Below are 12,014 nucleotides of genomic sequence, written 5' to 3'. Positions count from 1 at the left end.
TCATTAGACAACCATATCGGTGCTATCTGGTATTTCATCCATCATTATAATGCATCATTACTTGTTTAGCACTACCCAAACGTGTTCCTTTGACAACCGTGTCGAACGCTTGCTGATGAAATGCAGCGATCGCTTTTCGACCCTTGAGATGCGTTCCCTCGAACGCGATGAAATCGGCAGTTTCGCTAAACGGGGCAGCAAAGCCTTCCCCGCTACCTCGATTCCAAGCATCAATCATCTGGTGAAGGAAAGCACGGATTGCGGACTCGTCAGTAGGACTGGTGAGTTGATTTTGAATTGTTTGTGAATTCATAAGCGCCTCGTTTTGGGATTTCTTATCTAATTGTTTTGGCAGTTTAGGAACACAACAGCACGAAGATGCACTGCTGCGTTCGATCGCTATGAACTTACTGGAGCAGCAAGCGTTGCCGGCTAATTCCGTTTGTTTGATCTGAAGTATAGACAGTACCAATGCTTGATTGCTTTCAGATTCCTACGATGATTGGTCAAATTCTGATCGGTTAGCGCCCTTGTTTCGGGGATAAGCGATTGTCTGTTGTTCATCTCAACCATCAGCTAGTCACGTCCTGCCGCAATCATCTTTTCTGCCAAGCCGACCGGGTTGGAAAACATCACCTCATGACTACCAGACATTTGCACGAACCGAAATAGCCCCAAGCGGGTAGACATTCTGGGATGCCAACCCCAATCGCCTTGAGGAAGGACGTTGTCTTCGGTACAGTAAAGGTAGCTTTTGGGGATGGGCAGCGAGTAAAACTGCTTTAGGTCTAACTTGTCAAGCCACGGTTGATACGGTTCAGGCGATAATTGTGCGTAACTCGATCGAGCCAGTTCGAGGTCAGCGTCGTTGATAAACGCTTCTCGCCAAATCTCAAAAGGTAGCATCACCGTATGATCGCCCGATTGTCTCGCTAGCTGATCGGATAACGCTTGAGAGTGCGGTGGGGTGTTATCGTTGATGCTTTCACCATCATTGAGGACAAAGGCATTGAAGAAGATGAGTCGTCGAATGCGATCGCTGATTGCTTCAGCAACTTTGGCAATAATTGTCCCACCGAAACTATGTCCGACTAGAACGATATCGTTTAAGTCTTTACTCACAATGTAATCGACGACCGATTGCGTGCATTGAGCATGGTTGACGTTTTTGTTCACGCCTTTGCCATGCCCAGCGATCGTGGGCGCAAAAGCATGATGTCCCTTTGCTTCTAGTTGATCAATGACTGCCTGCCAAGCAGAACCATCATGCCAGGAGCCATGAACTAAGACAAAAGTTGACATAGAATCCCTCCTTGTAAATGTGATCTGAAAATCAAGCTCGTCTTTTCTCTCTTGTTCTCTCTTGAAATGGGTCAGTTCGCTGTGTATCCGCCATCGATCACTAAGGATTGTCCAGTGATGTAGCCGGATGCGTTTATGCCTCGTCTATAGCGCGGTTGCAGCACAATCGATGAGTTTGGCAACAGCGTCTGCATGGGCAACCATCACAACATGGGACGTGCTATTCACTACAGCAGTACTCATGATGGCTCCTAGAGAGTTTCAATGAACATTGACTGAAAACGATGGCTGGGTTTCCTAAGATCGTGAGCAATCATCCCTAGCAGTGAGATTTACATGAATCAGACTGGTGCATAAATCGTTTCGTCTTCTTTGCGCCAAGCTGGATCAACTAGACAAACGAAAACAATGGGTTCGTCGCCGTAGTTGTGAAGGAACTGGATTGCATTTGGAGGAATGTAAACCGTATCGCCTGGTTCAATGCGACGAACTTCACTGTCGATCGACATTTCGCCAACACCGCTAATGATGTAATAAACCTCAGAAGTCTTTAGAGAATGGGGAATCGAAGTTTCGCCAACAGGCAAGATCGCATGTGCCAAACTGTAACGCAAGTTGATATCTTGTTTGTCAGGATGAAGCAGTTCGCGCAGAACAGTTCCATCTCCAGCGATAATTTCTTCACAGTCGTTTAGTTTTTGGATCAGCATAAGTTTAGGCTTGCAATTACACAATCGGATCAAGTTCAGGATCTGTGAATTTCGGAGGAGAAAGGGTCACTGATTATTTCTGCTGAAGAAAGTCCAGCAACACGGGATTGACCTGATCAGCGTGAGTCCAGTTGATGGCGTGCGGTCCGCCAGGAATGACAACCAGTTGACTGTTTTTAATCAGCTTTGGAAGTCTTGCTGCGGTGGACTCAAGCGGCAGAATGCGATCGCTATCTCCATGAATAATCAGAGTCGGTACATCAATGCGGGGCAGATCATCGCGGAAATCAGTCAGCCAGGAGGGTACACAGTCTAAAGTCCCTTTAGCAGAAGCCCCTACTGCTACATTCCAACTGGCTTGAATTGCTTCATTGCTGATGCGATCGCCAAGCAATACATCAACATTGAAGAACTCTTTGAAAAAGGCAGAAAAATAAGCTGGACGATCGTCAACAATCGCTTTCATCATGCCATCGAAGACACTTTGATCAACACCCTCTGGATTGTCGTCTGTCTTTAACAGAAACGGTGGAACGGGAGCCATCAGCACGGCTTTCTGCACCCGCTCTGAGCCGTATTTGCCAAGATAACGTGTGACTTCACCTGTTCCCATTGAGAAACCGACCAGCACGGTATTTTGCAAGTCAAGCTTGGTCATGAGTGTATTCAAATCGGCGGCGAAGGTATCGTAGTCATAGCCAGATGATGGCTGACTGGAGTTGCCAAATCCTCGACGATCGTAGGTAATTACTCGATATCCTGCATTCAGTAAAACTAAAACCTGCTTCTCCCAGGAATGTCCGTTCAATGGAAATCCATGAATCAGAACAATCGGTTGACCTGTCCCAATATCTTCGTAGTAGAGATCGATGGTTGCAGAGTTTTCTTGACCAACGGTAATGTAAGGCATGAGAAGTTTCTCCGTTGTAAATTGATGATATGTTTTTGTCTGTTGCATCACAATTTTTATGCAGCGATCGAGCACCGTCTTAACAATGCTGTGTTAAGCAGACTTCAAGATGGGGCAAGAATCCATTGCGTATCATCGCTTCATAACGACAAGAATCCTTCATTGTTGCCTGAGCGCGATCGCCGCGTTTGCCGCCTCTAAGATGGCTTTGATTCTGCTGTTGCAGAAATTAACTTCCAAATGCCAATTAGCGGGTTATTTTGAATCAATGGTGTAGGCATGTTGTTCAGATGTTGCTTTATAGTCTTCGGCTGAAGTAACGGGTGTCAACACAAAATCAAATTCAGTTGTGTAAAACGGCTTACTTTGATTGTGTGCCTTGAGTTTGTCTGGTGCTTCGTGCTTTTGCAATTGAACGATCGCCGATCGCACTGCAAAAGTTGTATCTGAATCCAGGTGAGGATCGCCAGCCATAAAAATTTGTGTTGTCAGCGGAGTGTACTCCGGGGCACTGACTTTGACATGGATGTGAGCCGCCCGCCAGGGATGCCGTCCCAAGAGTCCCAGCAACTCGCCACATGGGCCACTGCTTGGCACTTTGTAACCTAGTGGCACGACTGTTTCAAACATATACTTTCCACTCTTGTTCGTTTTGAAACGTCCGCGAAAATTCCCCAGCGGCTGAGATGGATCTTGGATGTCATATAATCCTTTGGAATTGGGTTGCCAAACATCAATCAGAGCATTGGCGATCGGTTGACCGTTCACATCTAAAACACTGCCTGACAGGAAAAGCGTGTCGCCTTCTGGATCAATGCCTAAGCGATCGCCCATCTGCCGTTCTGGTGCATTCGGCACATACAATGGTCCTTCTAAATTGCTTTCTGTACCGCAATGCGAATCGTGCAGTAATTCTACCAACTCTGAGATTCCGAGTAGATCTGTTAACGCCTGCATTTCTCCAGCGGGAATCTCCTGAGTGTGATGACTGACCCGGTTGAGAAAATTACGTCCCTGCTGCAACTCTGATTCAGTCAGATTCACCTCACGCACAAAGTCATGCAAATGTCGAACGAAGCTCGTGTAAATTTCATACAGTCGCGTGTGAGATTTGCCACGATCGCCATGATTAATGACGGCTTCAGTGATAGTGTCAAGTGCGATTTTCTGCACGATCAAACTCCTTTTTAGTTACGTGATTAATGATGGTTGTTTTACGGCGACTATCTTGGCAGGGGCTTCCATGTCGAAAAGTCCGCAAGATGCGCCCAGTAGGCAGTCAATCCGATATAAGCAAAGATGAGAGCTGCCACACTTAACACAATTGCTCCAATAGTTCGCAAGAGCCGGGTTGATTTGAGAGAGAGGGTTGGTACAGAAAAAATTCCTCCTAAGCCAACGAGAATGAACCCAATTCCTGACAGCAAAGGAAGTTGTGTTATTCCCAGGTTTATGATGCGAAAGCCAATTAGAAGCGATACCAGTCCTGCAAAGAATCCATAAATGCCCAGGGTAAATAATTCCCAACCCATTGCCAGAGTTAGGGAAGTTCCTACAAACAAAATGCCAAACAGAACAGTTGTTTCACCATAGGCAACATTGAAACTACCAATAATGGGCCAGGTAAAAGTCATGTGTAAGCCAGTGACTAAAGCGATCGCGCCGACTACACCAAAACCAGGAATCCAGCGTTTCTGATTTGAAGTACCAAGACCAAAATACACATAGGCAGCTAACAGAGCGAGTCCAGCCGATAGATTAATCAGCATGAGTGTCAGGTAATCGATAAACATTAGACCTCCTGCAAATGTTCGGTTTTGTTAAGACTTAGACAAAAACTGAAGTATGCAATGCCTGTCGCATTGCTGTGTGTACCAGTTTTGGCTTCAGAAATACTCTTTCACCACAGCACTAAAACGATAATGATCGGGAATTTCAAGTTTGTAGCGGGGCAGGCGAGGCTGTATCACCATCAGGTGAACATCGCCAATACGAAAGCGCTTGCCCAGCAATCTTCGCACTTATTAGACAGGGATGGGTTGCAGCCATGATGCGAGAAATTGCGTGATGTGATTTGCGATCGCATCCCCATCTTCTTCCAGAGCAAAATGTCCGGTATCGAGTAAATGAAACTCAACGTCATTACCGAAGACTTCTACAACGTAGATGTCTGAGAAACAGGTGTTTCGTTGTCCTCATTCTTCAACATTCATTTGATTCAGAACAGTCAAGTTTGCTGAGTTAAGCTACAAGTTAGAGACGGCTGATAGCGCTAAAATCTTGATTCAGATTGCATTCGCTTGCGGTTGAAGCTTGAATTAAATTTGATACTGTGTCGCAAAGTTGTAGAAACTTAAATGCTTTTGTGGTGCAATGACAAAGCAATTAAATGCGCTCCCACACCAACTCGAAAACCGCCTCAACACCATCACTCAAAACTGGCAACGTTTTCAGCGTCACTCGGCTCTCACTCAGAGTAAAAGTGCGGACTAATGTTGTACCGACCCGATTAGGAATTGATGCAATTTTGATCTGGTGAGTTACTGTGTTCTCACTCAAGGTATAAGTTCCAGCGTAAGCATTGAATGTTGTAAATGCTTGAGCAAGCTCTTCCACGGGTAAAGATTGCATCTGGGGAGTCAGCGGTGATCTGACCTCCTGACTCAGCGGTGAGCGATCGCTCCTAGAAAACATCACCATCATGTGACCATCTGATGTGTAAGTGATGTAGCCAACCGGATGAGTTCCATACACGTCTGGAGTCACCGTTCCATCAGCGTAAATGGCAGTTGCAGAAATTAACTTCCAAATGCCAATTAGCAGATTGTTCTGGATTGATGGTGTAGACATAATGTGCAACCATTGCTTGATGATTTTCCGCTAGAGAGTAGCGGGTTTTAACACAAAATCAAATTCAGTTGTGTAAAACGGCTTACTTTGATTGTGTGCCTTGAGTTTGTCTGGTGCTTCGTGCTTTTGCAATTGAACGATCGCTGATTGAACTGCAAAGGTTGTATCTGAATCCAGGTGAGGATCGCCAGCAATAAAAATTTGTGTTGTCAGCGAAGTATACTCCGGAGCACTGAGTTTGAAATGGATGTGAGCCGCCCGCCAAGGATGCCGTCCCAAGAGTCGCAGCAATTCGCCAGATGGACCACTGCTTGGCACTTTGTAACCTAGTGGCACGACGGTTTCAAACATATACTTTCCACTCTTGTTCGTTTTGAAACGTCCGCGAAAATTCCCCAGCGGCTGAGATGGATCTTGGATATCATATAATCCTTTGGAGTTGGGTTGCCAAACATCAATCACAGCATTGGCGATCGGTTGACCGTTCAAATCTAAAACCCTGCCTGACAGGAAAAGCGAATCTCCTTCTGTATCAATACCCAAGCGATCGCCCATCTGCCGTTCTGGTGCATTCGGCACATACAATGGTCCTTCTAAATTGCTTTCTGTACCGCAATGCGAATCGTTCAGCAATTCTACCAACTCTGAGATCCCTAGTAGATCCGTCAACAAATGGATCTCTCCAGTGGGAATCTCTTGAGTGTGATGACTTGCCTGGTTGAGAAAATTACGTCCCTGCTGCAATTCTGATTCTGTCAGATTCACCTCACGCACAAAGTCATGCAAATGTGGAACCAAGCTCGTGTAAATTTCATAGAGTCGCGGGTGAGATTTGCCGCGATCGCCATGATTAATGACGGCTTCAGTGATAGTGTCAAGTGTGATGTTCTGCACGATCAAACTCCTTTTTAGTTACGTGATTAATGATGGTTGTTTTACGGCGACTATCTTGACTTATAATCTGTGTCCTAATCTAATTGGCTACAGCTATAGTCTGGTGACTTGATGCTTTCAAGACTCATCCTGACGATTTCGTGCGGCATACCAATCCATTCAAGAACGATGAGATCAGCCAGCGAACAGGCACCGGGCATATGATAGAGTTTCATGGAATGTCCCTTATCGCGAAGAATGTGTTTTTGCTTCCTATCTGCTGTTTTCATAGTCTGAGTGTAATGACTCCTAATGCTCGGTTTCTTTCAGATTCTTAGGGTGTTTTGTCAGATTCTTGTGCAATCACCTTCAAGACGCAGCGTGGAACCGAGCGTTCTGTCGAGGAATGCGCGGATCAACGTTGCCACCTCCTCTGCATGAGTCTCCAGCGCGAAATGTCCGGCGTCGAGCAGGTGAATCTCTACATTCGGGAGATCTCGCTGATAAGCGGCAGCACCAGCGGGCAGAAATGCCGGATCATGACGACCCCAGACGGCGAGAAGCGGCGGACGTTGCTCACGAAAGTAGGACTGGAAATCCGGATAGAGCGCGACGTTGCTGCCGTAATCGAGGATCAGATCGAGCTGGATCTCCTCCGCGCCCGCTCGCCCCATGTAGGCGATGTCGAGTTCGTAGCCGTCAGGCGACAGAAGGGTTGGATCGGCTCCGGTACCATACTGCCAGTTCCGGATTGTGTCCGGTGCGAGCGAGGGTCGGCAGGCTTCCCGGTTCGCTGCGCTCGGTTCGCGCCAATAGGACTCCCACGAACCCCATTCATCACTGAAACCCTCCAGGTAAGCGTTGCCGTTCTGCGAGATGATCGCAGATATCCGTTCAGGATGGCGCATCGCCAGACGCAGACCTACCGGCGCACCGTAGTCGAAGATGTAGAGTACGTATCGATCAAGCGACAAAGCATCGGTGAAGCCCTCGATCACGTCGGTAAGGCGGTCGAACCTGTAGTCGAACGTCCCGCGTGACGGTGCCTTGGTCTGCCCAAAACCAGGTAGATCGGGCGCGATGAGCCGAAAGCGATCAGCAAGGAGAGGGATCACGTCACGGAACATATGGCTAGCGGTTGGAAAGCCGTGCAACAGCAGTATTACTGGCGCATCGCTTGACCCCGCCTCACGGTAGAACACTTCGACATCGCCGACCTGTCGAAACCCGTAGCGTATTTTCATCGTACAATTCTCTCTGTTTTTGATTTTCTTCCGACTGAGCTTCGACGCTCAGACTTGGAATCTTGGACACCTTTGGCATACCCTACGATCGCCGCTCCTAAACCGCGAGAACCACCTGTTACCAGTGCAACTTTGCCTGCAAGTGTTGTCATCTCGCACTGTCGTTCGACTATTGCGCTACAAACCCACCATCTACCATCAACGTTTCACCTGTTACGAACGATGCCATGTCAGATGATAAAAACAGAACTGCATTGGCAACTTCAAGCGGTGTTCCAATTCGTCCGATCGGGTGAAGTCCTGTCAAGTAAGCTTTGGCTTCATCTGTAACTGCTTCAAACATATCTGTTTGGATTGCCCCTGGTGCAACGACATTGATGCGAATACCCGCTTTGGCATATTGGAGCGCAGCAGCTTCAAACATATCTGTTTGGATTGACCCTGGTGCAACGGCATTGATGCGAATACCCGCTTTGGCATATTGGAGCGCAGCAGCTTTTGTTAAGCCTACTACCGCATGTTTACTCGCGGTGTAGAGGAGTATGTTAGGAAGTGCAACGACTCCAACCGCAGATGCCATATTGACGATCGAACCACTTCCCTGTTTCAACATCTGAGCAATTTCATATTTCATCGACAACCAAACACCTTTGACATTGACATTCATAGTGCGGTCATATTCAGCTTCTGTTTGCTCAATCAATGAGGGATTTTCGCCGCCCATTCCTGCATTATTAAAGGCAATATCCAACCGACCAAAAACGTCAACCGTTTTATCAACCATTGCTTTAACATCGGCTTCTTTCGTGACATCTGCTTGCACAAAAATCGCCTCTCCGCCAGCATCCTGAATCAATCGAACCGTTTCTTCACCTTCATCAATTCGACGACCAACTACCACCACCTTTGCTTGTTGTTGGGGATAAGCGATCGCTGTTGCTCTACCGATTCCCGCTGTGCCTCCAGTGACTAACGCCACTTTATCCTGAAGTATCATTCTATTTCTCCTGTTGCAATCAATATTAACTTTCAAAAATTGAACTCCGATCGCATCTCAGCCCATGCCAGCGATTGCCATCACCGGGATAGTGAGCAGGTTGAAAACGACGTGAACGACGACGGCGGGTCAGACCGAGATTTTGATGACGAAAGCCCTTAATTCGATAATCTTGCTGCCGCGAAAGCGCCAGACATCGCAGTACGAGTAATGAGCCGCTTTCCCGTCTGCGTCCTTCAGTGTGATGTCGCCAACTGCCGTGACGAAATCACCCTCAGCGATTAAGTTGGCGACCGTAAACTTTGGCGGCTCTATGTATGTCTCTGCCATATATTGGCGAACAGCTTCTTTTCCGTTAAGGGTCTTGTCCCCTACGAACGTCCATTTCGTGTCGTCAGTGCAGAATGACAAGAATCCTTCATAGTTGCCTGCTGCGTTCGCCGCATTTGCCGCTTCTAAGACAGCTTTATTGTTCTCTGACATCTGAATCTCTCCTCTGTTCAAGTGGATGCTTTAACGGAACGATCTCTCTACCAGCGCATTCTTCTCCTCAGCGTAGTCAGCGATCGCCCGCCATCATCTGCCGCTAGCAACCTTTCGTACTCAACTAACTATCTTTGTATGGTTGGCGTGCAACGGGATTGTTATGCGAGTTCCAATCAATGTTGACCTTCAGCACACAATCAAACTCCGATCCGTTTAGCAATTACCAATGCTGTAAAGCTGGTCTAATTTTCTGTAAACTTCAGCACAACTTTGCCCCGTGTTCCTCCCTGCTCTATACGTTGATGTGCCAGAATGACCTGATCCCAAGAAAATACTGAATCAATCACTGGGCGAAGCTGATGACGCTCGATCAGTTTTGTCAAAGCCTCTAATTTTGCTCGATACTGGGGTGAAAAAACAAAATGAATCGTCAGATTCTTACCCCATGCTTCAAAAAGCGATTGCGGTACTGCAATGTCTACAATGCTTGTAAGCCTACCAAAGGGACGAATGATTTCTAGACTACGCTGAATTGTTTCTCCGCCGATTGTATCTAGAACTAAATCCACACCCAGTCCATTTGTTTCTTGACGAATGACTTCTACGTAATCTTCATTTTTGTAATCAATCACTCGATCTGCACCCAGTTCTGTCACGAAATCTCGGTTTCTAGAACTACACGTTGCAAAAACGTATGCCCCTATCGCTTTGGCGAGTTGAACTGCGATCGAACCCACTCCACCCGCACCCGCATGGATGAGAACTGTTTCACCAACTTGTAGATTGCCCCTAGTCACTAGACAATCCCAAGCCGTTCCGCCTGCAAGCGGAAAAGAAGCTGCTTCAATGTGCGATAGATTTGCAGGCTTCAATGCAACAATCGCTGCATCAGCCACATGATACTGAGCGTAGCTACCGAATTCTCCAAAAATTTGCGGCGAGTAATACACGTTGTCTCCCACCTTGAAATCAGTCACAGCTTCGCCAATTGCCTCAATCACCCCTGAAACATCAACTCCAAGGATGGCGGGTAATTGAACCAGTTCTTTGTAATCACCACGACGAGTTTGATAATCGACCGGGTTAATCGAGGTTGCACAAACTCTGACTAACACCTGATTCGCCTTCAGTGTTGGTATCGGAACAGTTTGAATCTCAAACTTCTCAGCATCACCAAACGCAGTTAATACGGCTGCTTTCATAGATTCCATCTGTGCCAACTCTCCTTGATTTAGAATAAACAGTGACGGGATTTCAATACTATTCAGCGTAGGTAAGTTCTACCTAACTTCGTAAGTCAGCACGATTTGGTAAGGTAGTTACCGTTTAGTAGCAAATGCAGATATCACAGCCTCGTAGCATACCAAAAAAGTTTTCTCGCTCCCAGCCAAAGGCGATGTGCAACTTAACTAAATAGTCATGTCGTTCCATTGTTTCTCATAGCGATCTCCTTTCTTTTGTAAGCCTAATGTTCAGGTCATTAGCCAACAACTGGCTGAGATTCAATTCCTCGACACCAAAGCCTAATTGCTGAATGCTTGATTCGTCTATCGATTTTTGATTTTTTTCAGAAAACCAAGATAATTCGATGCTGCTTCCTGAGCGTTTTCGATCAACAGCAAATGTCCTGCTTTGGGTAATTGAATAATTTGACTCCCTGGAAAACAGCGATGTGAGCGATCGACATCCCGAATATCATAGATTTTGTCTTCCTGACCCCAAATTGCCAGGGTCGGAACCCGACTGTGAGGCAACTGACAAAGCACATCATCATAAAGATTCACAATGTCCCAAGTCTGCTGATAATTTCGATTACGATTCACATAATCGTTCACTTTCTCGGTTTTGACCTCATCCGGAATCGTAGGAGGCGTCACGAAAAGCAGACTGATTTCTAGATCGAACTGCTCTTTGGTAATCGGAATAAAGGGATTGATGCCCTCAATAATCGATTTCCTGACGCTAGTTGCCCAATTCGTTACGCCTAGCGGTGAACCGATAAAGGCGAGGCTGCGAACTTGGTTGGGATAAAGCTGGCTGTAAAGGGCTGCGATCGTGCCCCCCATCGAGCTACCTGCAACATCAAGGGATTGAATCTTTAGCTGCTCGACAAACTGGTGCAGGAGGGCTACCTGATTCTCTAGTGCATAGTCTTTCACGGTAAATCCAGTACTCTTGGCATAACCGGGTAGATCGGGTGCGATCGCTTGATAACCTACTCTAGCCAACTCGCACATCATGCCATTCCACTGCTCTTTCTCGGCAAATAATCCATGCAGCAGTAAAATCGGCTGTCCTGTCCCTGCTTGATTATAGGAAAGCGTTCCACTCCCGATTTGGGTAGAGCGAGTTGCGATGTCACAAGTTGAAGCAGGAGTTGCGCGATTCAGCCAACCAGAGCCAACAAGCACACTGACAACCAGAACGATGATAACTAACAGGCAATGTGCAACTTTCAATAAGGAAAATCCCACCCTATGCTTCTGGTAAGCAATTGTGCCAGAACAGAAGGTGAAAAAAATGTTTGATATCGAAGAGTTTATCATTGCTGTTTTCTGCTGTGTGGATGAGCTATGTGACGAGTGCAACTTTTTCTGAGAGTTTTTGCGAAATAATGATGTCCTCTGAATTTCTCTGAATAA

14 protein-coding genes are annotated in these 12,014 nt (G+C 46.7%); all 14 read right to left on the bottom strand.

Features of this window, described 5'->3' with window-relative positions; genetic code table 11:
* Window positions 1-34: 34 nt before the first annotated feature.
* Window positions 35-313, bottom strand: a complete 279-nt coding sequence (locus QUA01_RS25445) for an SgcJ/EcaC family oxidoreductase (protein WP_333093255.1) — start codon at window positions 311-313, stop codon at window positions 35-37.
* A 263-nt stretch (window positions 314-576) separates the two neighbouring features.
* Complete coding sequence (locus QUA01_RS25440; protein WP_333093254.1) at window positions 577-1,302, bottom strand: alpha/beta fold hydrolase; 726 nt, start codon at window positions 1,300-1,302, stop codon at window positions 577-579.
* Between the two features lie 341 nt (window positions 1,303-1,643).
* Window positions 1,644-2,012, bottom strand: a complete 369-nt coding sequence (locus QUA01_RS25435; protein WP_333093252.1) for a cupin domain-containing protein — start codon at window positions 2,010-2,012, stop codon at window positions 1,644-1,646.
* A 73-nt stretch (window positions 2,013-2,085) separates the two neighbouring features.
* On the bottom strand, window positions 2,086-2,922 hold the full coding sequence (locus QUA01_RS25430) for an alpha/beta fold hydrolase (protein WP_333093251.1): 837 nt from the start codon (window positions 2,920-2,922) through the stop codon (window positions 2,086-2,088).
* Window positions 2,923-3,177: 255 nt separating this feature from the next.
* A complete protein-coding gene (locus QUA01_RS25425; RefSeq protein WP_333093250.1) occupies window positions 3,178-4,095 on the bottom strand; it encodes a dioxygenase family protein in 918 nt (305 codons plus the stop codon).
* Between the two features lie 50 nt (window positions 4,096-4,145).
* Entirely contained in the window at window positions 4,146-4,715 is a 570-nt protein-coding gene (locus tag QUA01_RS25420; RefSeq protein WP_015179725.1) for a DUF981 family protein, read from the bottom strand.
* A gap of 592 nt (window positions 4,716-5,307) precedes the next feature.
* Window positions 5,308-5,772 carry a lipocalin-like domain-containing protein gene (locus QUA01_RS25415; RefSeq protein ID WP_333093249.1) on the bottom strand — a complete coding sequence of 155 codons (465 nt, stop codon included), beginning with the start codon at window positions 5,770-5,772 and terminating at the stop codon, window positions 5,308-5,310.
* Between the two features lie 30 nt (window positions 5,773-5,802).
* Window positions 5,803-6,666: a dioxygenase family protein gene (locus QUA01_RS25410; RefSeq protein WP_333093248.1), complete on the bottom strand. Its 864-nt coding sequence runs from the start codon at window positions 6,664-6,666 to the stop codon at window positions 5,803-5,805.
* A 74-nt stretch (window positions 6,667-6,740) separates the two neighbouring features.
* Entirely contained in the window at window positions 6,741-6,935 is a 195-nt protein-coding gene (locus QUA01_RS25405) for a hypothetical protein (protein ID WP_015179721.1), read from the bottom strand.
* Window positions 6,936-6,992: 57 nt separating this feature from the next.
* Window positions 6,993-7,889 carry an alpha/beta fold hydrolase gene (locus QUA01_RS25400; protein ID WP_333093247.1) on the bottom strand — a complete coding sequence of 299 codons (897 nt, stop codon included), beginning with the start codon at window positions 7,887-7,889 and terminating at the stop codon, window positions 6,993-6,995.
* A gap of 169 nt (window positions 7,890-8,058) precedes the next feature.
* Window positions 8,059-8,886: an SDR family oxidoreductase gene (locus tag QUA01_RS25395; protein WP_333093246.1), complete on the bottom strand. Its 828-nt coding sequence runs from the start codon at window positions 8,884-8,886 to the stop codon at window positions 8,059-8,061.
* Between the two features lie 129 nt (window positions 8,887-9,015).
* Window positions 9,016-9,369 (bottom strand): nuclear transport factor 2 family protein, encoded by a 354-nt coding sequence (locus tag QUA01_RS25390; RefSeq protein ID WP_333093245.1) that lies wholly within the window; start codon window positions 9,367-9,369, stop codon window positions 9,016-9,018.
* Between the two features lie 245 nt (window positions 9,370-9,614).
* Window positions 9,615-10,574 (bottom strand): zinc-dependent alcohol dehydrogenase family protein, encoded by a 960-nt coding sequence (locus tag QUA01_RS25385; protein ID WP_333093244.1) that lies wholly within the window; start codon window positions 10,572-10,574, stop codon window positions 9,615-9,617.
* A 345-nt stretch (window positions 10,575-10,919) separates the two neighbouring features.
* The gene (locus tag QUA01_RS25380; protein WP_333093243.1) at window positions 10,920-11,783 is read right to left on the bottom strand and encodes an alpha/beta fold hydrolase; all 864 of its coding nucleotides are present in this window, start codon (window positions 11,781-11,783) and stop codon (window positions 10,920-10,922) included.
* Window positions 11,784-12,014 lie beyond the last annotated feature (231 nt).

It is taken from the genome of Microcoleus sp. S36a_B3 (assembly GCF_036700745.1).
Classification (GTDB): Bacteria; Cyanobacteriota; Cyanobacteriia; order Cyanobacteriales; family Microcoleaceae; genus Microcoleus.
This window is presented reverse-complemented; position numbering and strand designations above follow the sequence as displayed.